The organism is Psychrobacter sp. JB193 (assembly GCF_002285555.1).
GTDB classification, from domain to species: domain Bacteria; phylum Pseudomonadota; class Gammaproteobacteria; order Pseudomonadales; family Moraxellaceae; genus Psychrobacter; species Psychrobacter alimentarius.
This window is the reverse complement of the sequence record NZ_NRGY01000002.1, coordinates 1,161,480-1,178,052: the sequence shown is the minus strand read 5'-3', so window position 1 is coordinate 1,178,052 and position 16,573 is coordinate 1,161,480. Positions and strand designations below refer to the sequence as shown.

General features: G+C 43.6%; 16 protein-coding genes. 2 read left to right on the top strand and 14 right to left on the bottom strand.

Translation table 11 applies throughout. From position 1 onward, the window contains the following. Positions 1–41 precede the first annotated feature (41 nt). From mdcH to madL, 9 genes are all read right to left on the bottom strand, one after another. Positions 42–962 (bottom strand): malonate decarboxylase subunit epsilon, encoded by a 921-nt coding sequence (mdcH, locus tag CIK80_RS13050; RefSeq protein ID WP_095570327.1) that lies wholly within the window; start codon positions 960–962, stop codon positions 42–44. Beyond that, positions 940–1,827 carry a triphosphoribosyl-dephospho-CoA synthase MdcB gene (gene mdcB, locus CIK80_RS13045; RefSeq protein WP_095570326.1) on the bottom strand — a complete coding sequence of 296 codons (888 nt, stop codon included), beginning with the start codon at positions 1,825–1,827 and terminating at the stop codon, positions 940–942. The genes mdcH and mdcB overlap by 23 nt, the downstream gene beginning before the upstream one ends. After that, a complete protein-coding gene (gene mdcG / locus CIK80_RS13040; protein ID WP_095570325.1) occupies positions 1,778–2,482 on the bottom strand; it encodes a malonate decarboxylase holo-[acyl-carrier-protein] synthase in 705 nt (234 codons plus the stop codon). Before mdcG ends, mdcB begins: the two co-directional genes overlap by 50 nt. A 95-nt stretch (positions 2,483–2,577) precedes the next feature. Beyond that, entirely contained in the window at positions 2,578–3,294 is a 717-nt protein-coding gene (gene mdcE / locus CIK80_RS13035) for a biotin-independent malonate decarboxylase subunit gamma (RefSeq protein ID WP_095570324.1), read from the bottom strand. A gap of 4 nt (positions 3,295–3,298) precedes the next feature. Then, positions 3,299–4,216, bottom strand: a complete 918-nt coding sequence (locus CIK80_RS13030; protein WP_095570323.1) for a biotin-independent malonate decarboxylase subunit beta — start codon at positions 4,214–4,216, stop codon at positions 3,299–3,301. Beyond that, positions 4,209–4,526 (bottom strand): malonate decarboxylase acyl carrier protein, encoded by a 318-nt coding sequence (gene mdcC / locus CIK80_RS13025; protein ID WP_095570322.1) that lies wholly within the window; start codon positions 4,524–4,526, stop codon positions 4,209–4,211. The genes CIK80_RS13030 and mdcC overlap by 8 nt, the downstream gene beginning before the upstream one ends. 43 nt (positions 4,527–4,569) lie before the next feature. Continuing rightward, complete coding sequence (mdcA, locus tag CIK80_RS13020; protein ID WP_095570321.1) at positions 4,570–6,225, bottom strand: malonate decarboxylase subunit alpha; 1,656 nt, start codon at positions 6,223–6,225, stop codon at positions 4,570–4,572. 62 nt (positions 6,226–6,287) lie between these two features. Continuing rightward, a complete protein-coding gene (gene madM, locus CIK80_RS13015) occupies positions 6,288–7,049 on the bottom strand; it encodes a malonate transporter subunit MadM (RefSeq protein ID WP_062844873.1) in 762 nt (253 codons plus the stop codon). Positions 7,050–7,123: 74 nt separating this feature from the next. Then, positions 7,124–7,528, bottom strand: coding sequence for a malonate transporter subunit MadL (madL, locus tag CIK80_RS13010; RefSeq protein WP_062844874.1), 405 nt, complete (start codon positions 7,526–7,528; stop codon positions 7,124–7,126). A 256-nt stretch (positions 7,529–7,784) separates the two neighbouring features. Here madL and CIK80_RS13005 point away from each other — a divergent pair, with 256 nt between their 5' ends. Continuing rightward, on the top strand, positions 7,785–8,465 hold the full coding sequence (locus tag CIK80_RS13005; RefSeq protein WP_095570320.1) for a GntR family transcriptional regulator: 681 nt from the start codon (positions 7,785–7,787) through the stop codon (positions 8,463–8,465). Positions 8,466–8,535: 70 nt separating this feature from the next. Here the strand turns inward: CIK80_RS13005 and CIK80_RS13000 are convergent, their stop codons facing one another. The 4 genes from CIK80_RS13000 to CIK80_RS12985 form a co-directional block, all read right to left on the bottom strand. Beyond that, positions 8,536–9,633: a CaiB/BaiF CoA-transferase family protein gene (locus tag CIK80_RS13000; RefSeq protein ID WP_095570319.1), complete on the bottom strand. Its 1,098-nt coding sequence runs from the start codon at positions 9,631–9,633 to the stop codon at positions 8,536–8,538. Further along, entirely contained in the window at positions 9,626–11,815 is a 2,190-nt protein-coding gene (locus CIK80_RS12995) for a 3-hydroxyacyl-CoA dehydrogenase NAD-binding domain-containing protein (protein WP_257011773.1), read from the bottom strand. Before CIK80_RS12995 ends, CIK80_RS13000 begins: the two co-directional genes overlap by 8 nt. Positions 11,816–11,871: 56 nt before the next feature. After that, complete coding sequence (locus CIK80_RS12990; RefSeq protein ID WP_095570317.1) at positions 11,872–13,080, bottom strand: acetyl-CoA C-acetyltransferase; 1,209 nt, start codon at positions 13,078–13,080, stop codon at positions 11,872–11,874. 92 nt (positions 13,081–13,172) lie between these two features. Further along, positions 13,173–14,324 carry an acyl-CoA dehydrogenase family protein gene (locus CIK80_RS12985; RefSeq protein WP_095570316.1) on the bottom strand — a complete coding sequence of 384 codons (1,152 nt, stop codon included), beginning with the start codon at positions 14,322–14,324 and terminating at the stop codon, positions 13,173–13,175. A gap of 323 nt (positions 14,325–14,647) precedes the next feature. Here CIK80_RS12985 and CIK80_RS12980 point away from each other — a divergent pair, with 323 nt between their 5' ends. Next, entirely contained in the window at positions 14,648–15,283 is a 636-nt protein-coding gene (locus tag CIK80_RS12980; RefSeq protein WP_095570315.1) for a TetR/AcrR family transcriptional regulator, read from the top strand. Positions 15,284–15,504: 221 nt separating this feature from the next. Here the strand turns inward: CIK80_RS12980 and CIK80_RS12975 are convergent, their stop codons facing one another. Next, a complete protein-coding gene (locus tag CIK80_RS12975) occupies positions 15,505–16,137 on the bottom strand; it encodes a hypothetical protein (protein WP_095570314.1) in 633 nt (210 codons plus the stop codon). Positions 16,138–16,573: the final 436 nt, after the last annotated feature.

The following is a 16,573-nucleotide window of genomic DNA, read 5'->3' as shown; positions in this document are numbered from 1 at the left end:
TGGTGCTTATTTTTGATTCGCTTACATCACTTTGCTTGCATCTATTTATTCTTTGCTACCCATTCTAACAAGCCATCAATATGGCGAAAGTCATCCCAGCTTCGGCAAGGCAGATGCGGCATCAAATTATTTATCATCTTAGACAATGCGTTGCCAGGACCCATCTCAATAATCATACTGGGCTGATATTCTTGAATGGTTTCCATACACATATACCAGTCCAACGAATGATCAATTTGACCTGAAAGAATCTGTAGACCCTGCTTGGCAGTGTAGTATTTTATACCCTCAGTCGCGCTAATAATAGGGGTTTGCATTATTGGCATAGTCATTGCGTCAGTATATGCTCGGAATTTCTCGGCAGCGGCTTGCATCATTTTGGTATGAGAAGGGACAGAGACGTTAAGTAACTTGGTATTTCGTGCGCCGAGCGTTTGCGCCAGTTGTTCCGCCTGCCTCAGATTTTCATTGTGCCCAGCAATGATAAATTGGTCTTTACCAATTTTGATAGATAAGTAGGTATGGGTTTCTAAAAGTAATTTTTCAAGCTCGCTACTATGTAGCCCTTGTACCGATAGTAAACCACTAGACGCCAAAACGTCTTCTTCCATGAGCTTGGCTCGTTGCTGAACCAGTGTCAATCCTGCCTCAAAATCCAACTCTGCACTACAGCAGAACGCGTTTATTTCGCCCAAGGAGTAGCCTGCAAAAGCGATGGGCTTTTCTATCATCTGGCGCAGCTTCTGCCAACGATGATACTGCAAGGTATAAATAAAGGGCTGCGCAATCTCGTTGTTGAATATTGTCTCGCCAGCAAAAGTACTATCAATCTCGTTTGCGAATAGGTCTGGCATCATATCTTTTATCAATGCTTGCTCGTATTCGCTGGTGTCAGTTAACACCTCTTCTATGTGCCGCTGACCTTGTAGACCTTGCCCACTAAACAGAAGGATTAAACTCATTTTCGACCTTATAAAAGAAAATCGTAACCGCCAACAAATCTGCACTGCCGCCTGGGCTGAGGTTACGGTGAATAAAATAGTCATTGATCGTACTGACTGCTTGACGCCATTTAGGTTGATGGACGCCCCCTGCTTGTAAGAATTGTGTTGCTATGGTCTGGGCATTGGTCAAGTCAACCATGCCGCCGCGCCAAACCAGATTGGTGTCCGATAAAGACGCTATTAACGTCATTAAGGTTTGCATGGCCGCTTTTTCAAAGTCTTGAGTACGATAAAGCGTCTTATAAAAACAAGGCAATGCTGTATTTTGAATGATTTGAAAACCTGTTGCCACCATTTCTATTGCGCCTGTCACGCCATATTTTTTATACATTTGCTGCCCATGGCTGTCAGCCTTGCGCTCTAGTCGATGCGTTAGATCATACTGCCAGCTTTCGACGATTTGTGCACAAATATTTTGTGTGGTCAGCGTTTGATGATCTTGTAGACATTTACCAATGGCGGCACTCGCAAAGCCCAAGTTAAAAATAGCGCCTTTGTGCGTATTTATATTATTGGTCGCTTGGCGCATCTTTGTTTCTTGCTCGATGCCTACTTTTTTTATATCATCAAAATCTTTGTTGTCATAACCATAGGCGCTGAGCGTTGCAAAATATCCTCGCAGCGATTGGATACTGGCGATAAACGTACCATAATTCATATCTGCATGGCTGCCATTGCCTGACGGACACACCAATCCCGGTTTGTTTTCAAGGTTGATCTCTTCATATAACGCATCAAGCGCAAAATCATCGATTTGCTGCCAAATGGCCTGTTTAGAAAATAAGACATCGCTTGCAGGCGTCGATAAAACGTTCACACTCATCAGTATTCCATCCTAGTAATACGTCTATTGTTTGTAGCTTAACCTCATGAAGCGTTTTGATAACCACGGTCGGTATATCAGACACTACAGCATGAATAAGCTCATTGAATGACACGTCTTCCTGTCCATACAATCTGACTTCCCCATCGACTCGCAAGTTCGCTACGGATAAGGCAAATTGCTTAAAGACTTCAATTGCTATCAATATATCGGCCAGCCTATTCATCTCATGAACAGTGATTAAAATATCAAGATCTGATGTAGGCGTGACAAAAGGCAGATTGGTAAAGTATTGATTGGCAAAGGAGCCGTATATATAAACATCGGCTTTCAAATCACGACATTGCCTGACAAAATACCGCGTCTGTTCTTGAAGGTTTTTAGGAAGACTGGGTATCACTGTCTCAAGTACCAATGGCAAAGTGACGACTTGAGGCGGTGCAGACAGTTCGAGCGCAAGTCTATATTTACAGTGGTTTTCTATGTGACTGGTGGCTACTTTTGAGACGTGCGCTGTACTTTGCCGACACACTGTGAAAGGCTGCATGGCTTCAATCATATGATCAATGGCTTGGATGACAGATAAAGGCACAGAAGCATTTAACAAGGTAAATGCTTCTTCTGGTTGTAAGTAGACTAAGTCATGACGATGCATGCAAACCACCTATCCGTCTATTTAATCACCGCTATAAAAATCATAGCGATAAAAATCTAACTGGCAAAAAATATAAGTGACATGAGAATATGAATCTACGCACTTAACACTGCGTCTACAACCTCATTGCACAGCAGACGACCCTCTCTTTCTTTGGCGACCTGACGGCGATTATCTGTCAAAAAATCCTGAATATGCGTCTGTTGCGATTCAATGGCATTTTCTACCAAATGCTCATCGAGATTGACCCATATCTCATCCACTGCCCCCATTTTATAGAAGTTTTCTACGCCCGGAGCAAAGATTGCCGAGGTCTTGGATAAAGACTGAAGCTTGTCTAGCGGTATCTTGGTGACTCTTGACATGGCATTGAGATCCATGACTTTGACTTGGCTAGATTGGAGTGCAAAGATTTGGTTGGCCATCAGACCATAAGATAAGAAGCCGCCACTCACTGCTTCTCCCAAAATAATCGCTAAATTGGGATGCTCACTACGTCTAAGTAAATCGACACAAGCCGCTAGATGCGCAAACGTTCTGTTTAGACACAGCAACTCATCGGCGCGAGAAGAATCCTGCCCTTGAGTATCAACAATAAAAACAATCGGTGTTTTTTTACCTTGAGCAATGACGTCAAGTACGGCATCGGCAAGTGTGATTGCGATGGCCTGATTAATGGCTGCCGAATCGACCGTACCGATAATCTCAACCTTACCTGCTTTGGTCTCGGCACTGCCGCGTATGACCCAATTATCAATTTGATACTCAAGCTCATTGGGAAATAATTCGGCTAAAATAGTTTGTGTTTGCATGATATTATCCTTGTTTGATTGCTCTAACTTGCTTGGCACTTAGCATAGAAATAGATTCAGGATCGTTTATGTTCATGGCTTCCCAAATAGCGATGCTGTCTTTTTCACCAAACCATTGATCATACTGTTGCTGCAAGCCATTTTGCTGTTGCTGCAAATAGTCTAAGTCCACAGTGTCAACGGGCAGTTGAATACCATCCACGATGGCTTGCGTGATCTCATCAATATCGTCTTCTACCAACACCTGAACGTGACCCAGCAAATAGCGGGTTTTGCCGCCCGTTACTCGCCACACCAGCGCTCTATCTTTAGAGTCAAACTCTTCCACGCCTTTGAGTGTCTCAATCACCTCAGGCCCTGACAGCGCCAAGCGACCCTCTTCTGTCATAATAATGTGCGTACTCAAACATGAGCAAATACCCATACCGCCAAATGCACCATTCGTACCGCCAATAACCGTAACAATGGGGATGCCTGCGTTACGCACCTTGAGCATCGCTCGCATGATTTCGGAGATGGTGATGAGACCAGCATTGGCTTCATGCAAACGCACACCGCCTGAATCTACAAAGAACACCACTGCTTTTGGCTTTTCTTCAAGTGCTTTGAGTAGCATACCTACGATTTTTGCGCCATGCATCTCACCTACTGCGCCGCCCATAAATCGGCCTTCCTGCGCGATGATATAAACCGCATCGTCTTTGATTTTGGCTTTACCAATAATCACACCATCATCAAAACTGCCCGTAATGTCTAATGAGGCAAGATTGGGACTGGTCGGCACGCTGCCGGGTTTGAGGATTTCTACAAAACTGTCTTTATCGACGATACTGGCAATGCGATTACGAGCGGTCTTTTCGTAGAAACTTTTTTGAATATGTGCATGCGCTTGGCGTGAGTCTTTATTGTTTGAATTATTCATGTGCCTCCCCCTCTAAAATATTAATCGCTTGGCTCAGGCGCAGACTTACGACCGCAGGAGTTGCACCCATATCGTTGATTTCGAACTGTAAGCCGCCAACCGCATAACGATTGACAAATTCTTGAATAACGGCTTCCCAAATATGATCAAAACCTGACACTGAAGTATTGATAATAAATTTACTTTGTTCGCTATCGTCTAATTCTGAGACCAATATCTCTAAATTGCCTGAGCCGACCACGCCGCAAATAACGTCTTTTGTGGTCACATCAAAGGGTTCTGATTTAAATGTATAATTAATTAAGTTCATAGTTCTATCCTTAGCAGTTTTGTTCGCCTTTTCTAAAACCTGATTACCAGTTCCTAAAACGACTTGGCGGCGCATAGGTGCCGTTAGACCATCTGACCAAATCCTTGACCGATTTTGCCGCCAACAAATCTCTATTTGCTTTTGAGATATCGATACCAAAATCTTCTGGACGCTGGATGATGCCACGCGCGCGCAATTCTTTTACCTTTTCATGATCGCGCTCCATACCGATAGCGGTATAGCCTGCAACACCGCGAATCGCTTGCTCCCGTTCCTCTGGCGTGCGGCACAGCAATAAGTTGGCGATGCCTTCTTCGGTCACAATGTGGGTCACATCATCGCCATAAATCATAATAGGCGGAAAGTCACTGCCCATTTTTTCTTGTAATTGCCACGCATCAAGCTCTTCAACAAAGACAGGATTCATATTTTCACGGAAGGTTTCGACCAGCTGTACCACAAGCTTACGACCTTTAATCACGCGCCCGTCAGTCGCTTCTTGTCCCGCTTTTAGATAGCCGTAACTCGAATGCCTGCGTCCGTGCGGGTCTGACCCCATGTTTGGCGCACCACCAAATCCAGCAATGCGATCGACCGTTGCAGTTGAGCTGTTGCCTTGCAAGTCAATTTGTAGGGTAGAACCAATGAATAAATCACAAGCGTACAAGCCTGCTGTTTGGCTAAAGGCTCGGTTAGAGCGCATACTGCCATCACTGCCTGTGAAGAAGATATCCGGACGCTTTTCGATATAGTCGTCCATACCCACTTCTGAACCAAAGCTATGAATGCTCTCAACAAAGCCACTTTCGATAGCCGGAATCATGGTTGGATGCGGATTGAGCGCCCAGTTCGTACATATCTTGCCTTTTAAGTTTAACTCTTCGGCATAGGTGGGCAGCAACAGCTCAATGGCAGCGGTATTAAAACCAATACCATGATTGAGACGCTTAATTTGATACGGCGCATAAATGCCTTTAATCACCATCATGGCCATTAAAATCTGTACATCAGTAATCTGAGCAGGATCACGCGTAAATAGCGGCTCAATATAGTTGGGTCTAGGCGCTACAATGACAAAATCCACCCAATCTGCCGGAATATCAACGCGTGGCACGTCATCTACCAACTCATTGACCTGTGCAATGACAATACCACTTTTGAACGCTGTGGACTCTACAATAGCAGGCGTATCTTCAGTGTTTGATCCAGTGTACAGATTGCCGTCTGCATTTGCTGAATGGGCTGTGATTAGGCAGACGTTTGGCGTTAAATCAATAAAATATCTGCCGTATAATTCAAGATACGTATGAATTGAGCCAATGTGAATCTGCTGTTTTTGAACCAATTTTGCCAATCGTAAGGCTTGCGGACCTGCAAAAGAAAAATCGACTTTGCTAGCAATCCCTTTTTCAAATATGTCGATGTGACTGGGCAATGCCAATACCGACTGCAAAATATGCAAGTTGTTCAGGACATCAGGATTACATTGAGAGAGACATTCGGACAAAAAGTCAGCTTGTTTTTGATTGTTACCTTCTATACAGACTTTGTCTTCACGAGCAATGACGGTTTCGAGCAGCTCAACCACTCTATCATTTGGGACCAGTTTTTTTAATCCCTTGTCAGCCGCGGCAGTGATCTTTGCCAGCCGTTTGGTTTTTTGTGTGTCCCATGTGGTTTCGTTTATGGTTGTGTTCATAAGATTCCCTTTTTCTATTTATCAAAAACTGCTTATCAAAAGTCGGGCTATTAAAAGGCTATTTATCCAAAAAAGGCATTTAGCGTTAAAAAGAATATAGACGGTCCTAATAAAGCACCTAGACCTGTATAAAAAGTAGCGACCAAAGCACCATATGGCACAAGCCTCACATCTGTACCCGCCAATCCAGCTGCTACGCCACTGGTCGTACCTACTAAACCACCAAAAATCATGGCTGAGCGAGGGCTTTTGAGATACATAAATCGAGCAAGCAGCGGTGTTGCAATCATAAAAAATACGGCCTTGATCAAACCAATGGCAATAGATAAAGCGATCACATCAGAGCTTGCTCCAATTGCCGTCCCTGTAATAGGTCCTACAATATAAGTCATCGCTCCTGCACCAATGGTGGTCATAGAGACAGCATCTTTATACCCTAACGACCATGCGACACCAGCCCCTACTACAAATGGTATGACGCAACCTAATATCAAGGCAACAATACCAATTTTCCCAGCATTTTTTATCTCTTTTACATCGACTTCAAAAGCCGTTGATGAGATAGCCAGATCACGAAGCATCGATCCCCCTAACAGAGCAAAACCAGAAAAAATTGCTATATCAGAAATGCCCTTTTCGCCACCAGTATATAAACCAGCAAAGTAGGCGGCAACTAACCCAAGCGTAATGGCAATAGCAGAGGCTTGCAGTTTATTGTTAGTAAGGTACTTTGATAGTAATTGGGAGAAAAGCATCACAAGACCTGTGATTGCAAGCGCCGTGACAAAGGCATTTTTAGTGAGCGTCTCTATAATTAAGTCCATTTAATTACTCCATTGCGCTATTAAATTAGTGGTTTTAGTTCTCTTATGACATGATAATAAGACTGATGAAACACTCATAATTGTTCACGAGGTTCGTCAGTCTCATCCCAAGTAAAGGTATCGTAATCATTTCCGATATTATTGAGTAAGCGCACGACAAAGATAGTTGCAATAAGCGCAATAACAGAGACAACTGCCGCTACCATTCCACCAGATAGTGCAGCGACCACGTTTTGACCCGCCGCCATAGCAACAACGATAGGGATATACATCCCTGCCCAATATAGAACACCGAATTGAGTCGCCTTAGGAAGGTAGCCTCTTTTGGCAAGCATCTCTTTGCCAACAATGAGTAGAATCATTGCGATAGCGACACCACCAATATTGGCATCAACGCCTAATAATTTTCCTAATAGTCCACCAAGAAAAACGCCGAGAAGATAACTAACTGCTAATAAAGCAGTGCCATATATGATCATAATAATCGTCCTTGATTATAGTTGCAGAGTCTCTATCAACAGTCCGTTTGAGATAGAGGTCGCATTAGATAAAAGCGAGCGGCAAGCAGAGGTAAAAACGGTCTTTTATTCCTGTAACGTCACAAATCTTGGTAAAACTTGTCCGTTCAAAAGACTGCTTATTTTCGCTGACTTGCTATAATCTAAAACAATTTATGGGAAAGCGCAACGAAATTGTATTTATTATCTATATATTTTGTATACAAAAAGGGTTTTTATGAGTTTAATCGATGAGCTGCCTCTATTTTTGCAAGTTAGCAAAAAAATAGAAGATGATATTATTTATGGACATTTTCCGCCTGGCACAAAACTGAATGAAGCGGAATTGTGTGAGAGATATGGGGTATCGAGAACCCCGATTCGCGAGGCGTTAAAGCTATTGTCTTCTGAAGGACTGGTAGAAATCCGTCCGCGTAGAGGGGCGATTGTCCCTACTTTAGATGTAGTGACACTTTGTGAGATGTTTGAGGTCATGGCGCAGCTTGAGGGCATGTGCGGCAGATTGGCCGCGAGAAGAATCAGCGAATCAGAAAAAGCAGAGCTTCTGGCTTTGCACAATCTTTGCGAAGAGTATTTACTAGAAGACAATCCAGAAGATTACTATGAAGCCAATCGTAAGTTTCATTTTTTTCTCTATCAGCTCAGTCATAACGGATTTTTGATAGAGCAAGCGATTAATTTGCACAATAGACTCCACCCCTATAGACGGCTGCAACTGCGAGTGAGCAATCGGATGCGACACTCTTTTAAAGAGCATCAAGGTATCCTAGATGCTATTATCAATCATGATGAAGAATTAGCTGAAACCATATTAAAAGCCCACGTCTCAGTGCAAGGGCAGAAATTCACAGATTTGATCGCCACCATGAATCTTAATGAGAGTGGACAAAACCAATAATAAGCACAGAGCTAATAATAAAAGCAAAACTGATGACAAACATAGGCGCTAAATTCAATGGTCATTGACACTATTGAATTTGTTGCCATCCTAAGGTCGCTTCATACTCATCTTGATGGGAAAATAATGGATGTTTTTTGGCTTCGCTTAAGTTGAGGACAGGAGTGACGCACACATCAGTATTTGCAAACACGTGTTGCCAATAGGCAAACGTTTGACTGGCAAATGTTTCTGCCATTATATTGATGGCAGACTGGCTCTTTTCAGTATTTGGCATAACACCAAGTTGCCAGTGGCTGTTTTTGAGCTCGGTTAATTTCAGCACCTCGCACAGCCCTTGCCAAAACTTTAGCTCCAGCGACCCCACAGCCATGTAGCGATGATCGGCCGTTTGATATAAACGATAGCAAGGCAATGCACCGCCTACAAAATCGTGTTGCGGCATGGGCCACTTACCTGAAATGCTTTGGATAAATGCGCCAGTAGCTTTTGTCATGACCAAATGCTGATATAAGCTGTGAGTCATACTGATGGCAATATGACGACCTTTGTTTGTCCGTTGCGCAGAAAATACAGCAGCAAGTATGGCAATAACAGCGGTATCGCTGCCACCCGCCAAGTCAGCGAACTGAACATTCGGCATCGCCTGCTCGCCTTGCGCCGTCTTTAACTGGTCAAGGACACCGCTCATGGCCATAAAGTTAATATCATGACCAGCATTATGTGCCCAGTCATGATTGATACTACCTTTAGTAGTTGCTGTCCCATTTGTGACGCCGTACCCTGTAATCGATACGATCACCAATTTAGGATTAATCGCGTGAAGCGTTGAGGCATCAAGTCCCATACCTTTTAGCACCTCAGGTCGAAAACTATCCAACATGACATCTGCTTGTTTTAGGTGTGCTTTGATCGAATCAATGTCTTTAGCATCACGAAAGTCATATTGTTTAATGGTTTTACCATGATTTAAAGCCTCAAACATTTTGCCAAAAGCCCTAGCAGGGTCACTACTTTTGGGTTCAATCTTGATAATATCTGCACCCAAATCCGCCAATAGACGCGTGGCAAACGGTCCGGGCAAATTGCGCGTCAGATCCACCACTCGCAATCCTTGTAGGCAATCAGTCATCGCATCTACGATAGTCTCATTGATCAAATCAGTCATCAGAGAACACCTCACCTTTGTCGCTCATTTCTAACAAAATTTGCGCAGGCTCAAAACGCTCACCGTATGTATTAGCAAGCTCACGACTGCGGGCAATAAATGTATCCAAACCCATGGCATTGATAAACTGGAGCGTACCGCCGTGCTGAGGTGCAAACCCCCAACCAAAGATAGAACCTACATTGGTATCAGCGACAGAGCGAACGACGTTTTCTTCATAACATTTGGCGGATTCATTGGCTTGAATGAACAGCAAACGATCAATCAAATCTTGCTGAGATGGCTGCTCAGACTGGGGTGGATACAGAATTATCAGTTCGGGCCATAATTGTTTGTCACCATTGTCCAAGTACTCATAAAAGCCTTTGCCGTTTTTCTTACCTTCTCTCTTATAGATTTGTACCAGTGTTTTGAGTACGTCATAAGATGGGCGTACCGTGCTCGGTTTGCCTTCTGCCTCCATGTCTCGTTGCTGCTGTTCACTGACGTGTAACGCAAGACTCAATGACACCTCATCTTGTAATGCTAAGGGCGGCATGGGCATCCCTGTTTTCATACCAGCAACCTCGATACTGCGTGGATGTACGCCCTCACTCAGCATGGCGATACCCTCGGTAACATACGTACCAAAGACGCGCGAGGTGTAGAACCCACGACGGTCATTGACTACAATGGGTGTTTTGCCGATTTGACCCACATAATCAAAGGCTTTTGCCAAAGTCACATCGTCAGTTTGCGCGCCTACGATGATTTCAACCAAGGGCATCTTGTCAACTGGCGAAAAAAAATGCAGACCGATAAACTGATTTGGACGCGTACTGGCTTTTGCTAATCCCGTAATAGGCAAGGTTGAAGTATTAGAAGCAAAAACTGCGGTTTTGGGAATCACAGCTTCACTTTGCTGTATGCATTTGGCTTTGATATCACGATTTTCAAACACTGCTTCGATAATAAGATCACAATCTGCCAAATCATCGTAAGAAACGGTTGGTTTGATACGTTTTAAGAGTGCTTGTTTTTTCTCTTCGGTAGCGCGCTGTCGGCTAATGGCTTTATCTAAAATATTAGCAGAATATGCTTTGCCTTTTTCAGCAGCTGTTATCTCAGTATCTAACAGGACAACATCGATGCCAGCCTTAGCAGTGACATAAGCAATACCCGCGCCCATCATGCCTGCTCCCAAAATACCCACTTTTTTGGTTTTTGCACGTGCGATACCCTGAGGACGAGACTGACCTTTTTTGATGCTATTGAGCTGGGTCCAGAGTGTATTGATCATGTTTTTCGATTCAGTAGACAGCACACAAGCGGCAAAATAACGCGACTCAATTTCAAGTCCTGTGTCGATATCGACTAGGCATCCTTCAAACACACAAGACATAATATGAATAACCGCGGGATAGTTGCCATGGGATTTTTGATTGGCCATGGCAGGCGCCACCGAAAAGATTGGTACTACGCTTGGATGCTTGCTATCGCCACCAGGCATTTTGAAGCCTTTTTTATCCCATGGTTGCTGTGCCTTAAGGTTGGCATTAATCCATGTTTTAGCTTGCCTCATCATGTCTACATAATCAGTCGCTGTGGCATCAATCAAACCCAAATCTTTTGCCGCCGTTGGACGTAGCGCTTTACCTTGAGTCATTAGCTCAAGTGCCGATTGAATACCTATTAGACGTGGTAAACGCTGAGTACCACCGCCACCAGGTAGTAAGCCCAATTTGACCTCAGGCAAGCCCAACTTGGTATTGGGTGAGTCGATTGCAATTCGATAATGGCACGCCAATGCCAACTCCAAACCCCCACCAAGCGCTGTTCCTGTCATGGCGGCAACCACAGGTTTGCCTGATGTTTCAAGCTTACGTAAACTGCTCTTAAGCGCTTCGACCAGCGCAAATGCTTGCTCGGCCGTTTCGATATGAGCCAGTTGGTCAATGTCCGCACCAACCACAAAGGTGTCTTTAGCAGAGGTAAGAATGAGTCCCTTTACAGCGTCATCATAGATGATGCTATCTACTATCGTGGCAAAAGACTCTGTAAAGCCATTGCCGATAACATTCATTTTTCGCGTGGTTTGGTCAATCTTGACGGTAACGATACCATCATTATCACGCTGGGCAGAGAAGTTTTCTAATTTGTTAATTGCTGTTACGCTATCTGTTGTCTGGTTATTTGTCATCATTTTTATCCCTTAAATGATTCTTTGTATAGTGCGTTTTAGTCTATTTGAGAAAGGAGTTAAACACGCTCGATGATAGTGGCAATCCCCATACCGCCACCCACACACAGCGTAATCATCGCGGTTTTTAAATCACGACGCTCTAACTCATCAAGGACAGTGGTCAGTAGCATTGCCCCCGTTGCGCCAAGCGGATGACCCATGGCAATCGCACCCCCATTGACATTAACCTTATCAAGTGAGAGACCGAAATCATTGGCGGTATTGAGCGGTACGGCTGCAAACGCTTCATTAATCTCCCAGAGGTCGATATCTGAAGCCTGCATACCTGCTTTTCTGAGCGCTTTTTGACACGCGGGCGTGGGACCTGTCAGCATAATAGCTGGCTCTGAGCCAATAACGGATGCCATAGTGATTTTGGCGCGTGGTTTAAGACCAGCTTTTTGACCAGCTGCTGCGCTGCCGACCAAGCAGATTGCAGCCCCATCAACGATACCAGAAGAGTTGCCAGCGTGATGTACATGGTTCACGGCTTCAATTGTGGTGTATCTGTCTAATATCACACTATCGAAGCCCATTTTGCCGGGCACAATAAAAGAAGGTTTTAGCCCAGCTAAGGTCTCGACATTGGTATTAGGACGAACGGTTTCATCTTTAGCAAGCAGCATCATGCCATTGATATCAGTAACTGGAACGACCGATTTGTCATAATAGCCCTCATTCCAAGCATGGGCGGCACGGCGATGTGACTCAGTGGCAAATGCATCAACGTCAGTACGACTAAAGCCCTTGAGCGTTGCTATGGTATCTGCGCCCACGCCTTGCGGGACAAAGTGAGTTGCTTCATTGACTCGTGGGTCCATGTACCAAGCACCGCCATCAGAACCCATCGGGACACGGCTCATGGACTCAACACCCCCTGCCACCACCATATCCTCCATGCCCGACATGACTTTGGCAGCAGCCAGATTGATAGACTCAAGACCAGATGCGCAAAATCGAGATAATGTCAGACCTGCCACACTTTGCGCCCAGCCAGCATCAATGACCGCGATACGAGCAATATCAGAGCCTTGCTCACCCACTGGTGTCACGCAGCCCAGCACCACATCATCTACCAAGCTGGTATCTAGATTGTGGCGCTGCTGCATCTCTTTTAGCAGAGTACGTACCAGCCAAATTGGCGATGCTTGAAAGAGTGCACCATCCTTTTTTCCTTTGCCGCGCGGGGTGCGAATAGCCTCATAAATGTAAGCAATCTCAGTCATAAAAGTCCCTTTTTATTTTGATAAATCAATCATGTATCATCACTGTATTGTGCACCAACCACAATCGCGTTATGTAGGCTCAAATCCAGTTTTTACATAAAGCGTGACGCCAACTCTTTCATAATCTCATTGGTGCCGCCATAAATTTTTTGTACGCGAGCATCTGCATATAAGCGCGCGATTGGATATTCTGTCATATAGCCATAACCGCCAAACAGCTGGACGCATTCATCGATGACCTCACACTGCTTTTGTGTTACCCAATATTTAATCAATGACGCATGTGGGACGGTTAACTTGCCTTCTAACATGGCATCGACAGCAGCGTCACACATACTGCTGGCAGCCAGATAATCTGCATAGCATTCTGCCATCTTAAAGCGCGTGTTTTGGAACGCCCAAACCGGTTTGCCAAAGGCTTCACGACCTTTCACGTACTCTAACGTCAAATTTATTGCCAGTTTCATCGCACCAACGCCAGACAACGCAATGATTAAGCGCTCGCGTGGCAGCTCTTGCATCATCTGAATAAAACCCATGCCCTCGACCGTGCCTAGTACATTCTTTTGCGGCACACGTACATTGCTAAAAAATAACTCTGAGGTGTCTTGAGAGGTCAGACCTATTTTGTCAAGATTACGGCCACGCTCAAAACCGGTTACTTGATCGGTCTCTACCACAATTAATGAAACACCTTGCGCGCCTTTTTCGCGGTCTGTTTTACACGCCAGCAAGATAAGGTTGGCATGCTGACCATTTGTGATAAAGGTTTTTGACCCAGTAATAATATAATCTTCCCCATCCTTTACGGCATAGGTTTTGATATTCTGTAAATCTGAGCCAGTACCAGGCTCAGTCATGGCAATCGCGGCAACGTATTCTCCAGTTGACATCTTGGGTAGCCATGCTTTTTTCTGCTCGTCAGTACCGTGCGCCAATATATACGGGGCCACAATACCTGAATGCACCATACCACCAAAACCCGATTGATTGGCTTCGGCCTGTGCGTACAGCAGAGCTGCTTCATGACCAAAATCACCACCGCCGCCGCCGTACTCCTCTGGTATTGAAGCGCACAAGAACCCCATCGCGCCCGCCTCTTCCCACGCTGCACGGTCAATCATGCCGTTTTTGCGCCATTCCTCATCTTTTGTTTCCCAGCTTTTAAACATTTTTAACGCACTGTCGTAAACCATTTGATGCTCTTCAGTCATCCAGTTTGGCACAAATTTTTCGATACTCATGGTGTCTATCCTTGACGATGTTGAGTGACTTATTAATTTAAAAGAGGATATTCACTAATCAATTTTAATTACGGTAATATAAATTACCGTATGGGATACCCATTAAAACCTTTAATTATTAGTGAATTCAAAACTTATACTAGGATAATAAAAATAATTTCGCAACTAATTAAAAATCAATGGTAATATTAATTACCTTAATCTATTTCTTTGGTGCAACCATTCCGATTTGATTCACCTTATGTATCATTTTTAGGTTGGATGGACGGTATGATTCAAATAAAAACCATTCACAGAGCACGACAGTAAAGGCCTCATAAAATATGACTAAGACTACTCAAACTTCTCAACTCGTTGATACTCGAGTGTTAGCACCTTTGTCGGACATGCGACCAGCTACGCTAGATAAGATCGAAAAAGCAGTACGTAAAGTGTTCGCTGGCGTCGATTCTAATGAAGTCACCATGGCGCAAATTGCCAAGTCTGCTAATGTTTCTCTGCAAACGCTTTATAAATACTTTGGTGATAAACAAACGCTTTTTTATACCATTATGGATATTGTGTTGGGTAGATTGGCCATACGCATCATGGATCATTTGCAAGGCATTGATAGTGTGCAAGATCGTCTGCGTAAGACGCTATGGGTATGTTTTGATTTTGTAGATTCACATCCTGATGCAGTCATGGTGCTGTCTTCTGTATCAGCATCACACATTCGTAATATTGCCATTTATGAAAATAAAGAATTGATTGGCGCGTTTTTAGAGGTACTGGAGGACGGGCAAAATCGCGGCGTACTCAACGATACCGTACCGCTATATATACTTTTTGATGTGTTTATGGGCTTTATCAGTCGCCTTGGGCTGATGCATATCATTCGTCAGACTGACACCCCTATCAATGCTGAATTCGATGCCTTATTCAATATGCTGTGGCGAGCCATCTCTAAGCCTGTGTGATCAGATAGATTACAGATTTTTTAATTCACGATGGCTTTTATAGTAATGGTCCATCAAATATATAGTTTATGTGTCTCGTCCTAAAATAGATAAAAAAAAGCCTCATAATAAAATGAGGCTTCATTGGACTTAATATATTTGTACTTGTGGCTAATATATTTATAGGTTTTGATCAGAAGTTATAGCATAACTAAATCAGTCTTTTATACTATAAAAAATATTTACACACTACTCGATTTTGGCAATCCATATTCTAAACTATCGACCACTTTATTATTCTGCTCAGTCATCAGCTCATAGCCTTTGATGATTCCCTCGAAAGGCAAATTACCTTCATAACGCTGATAGTGCTCACAAATACTTTCTTTCACAATCACATGACGCTCTGCCTCTTCTAATTCGGCAAATCCATCTGGAAGACGTATGTGAGCCAAACGTGCAGCATTACCACGCGCCATCCAATTGGCATCATTGAATTCGAACTCAACTTGCGCTCGTAAACTATACTTGGACACAGGATTGTCAGAATGTATCAAATCGTATTTAATCTGAGCAATGTCTTCTGCAAATGGCTCGTAAGGGATTTCAAGCACCGAAAATAGCGTTGCTAGGAATTCATCAGCTGTAAAATATTTATCACTATAGCTACCATCAAGTCCAAGGCATTTGCTAGACAGTACATGACGCAGTCGATCACATGCCGGTATCGTATGCTTTAACGGATAGTCCATGGCTTTAATAATATCTTGCGAGCGCAGTTTAAGCGTATCTATTTGAGCGATGGCATAGTGTGCAAGAAGATGACGTGGCTGATAACGACGGGTATATGGGGATTGATTGACAGTGTAATTCATAGTATTAAACACCTTTGGCTCCTGTAACTCCGACGAAAAAGTATGAAATAAGCCCAAATAGGCAAATAAATTGGCACAAATGAGGTGTCGGAGTACAGGCTCATGCGCTTTACCAGAATTATTTTACATCGTGCTGGAAGTTGCAAGGTTTGTACGTTTTCATTAGATGACAATAATGATTGGCAATACAAAACTGTTAAACCCACGATGGATAATGCATTGATGATAGCATATCAGCTAATAGAAAATAAATACTGATACAAGGGCTGTTTTTAAAATTCATACAATTGGCCACTTAAGATAAAAGAAATCCAACCGAAATAGCAAAAAACTACTTTAACTTATGCTTTTGACTTGGTATCTTCCCCTCCACTCTTATATTCCTTAGTATTTTTTATACCGCTTTTTGGCTCATTTTGCTGTATTAGCCCCTTCT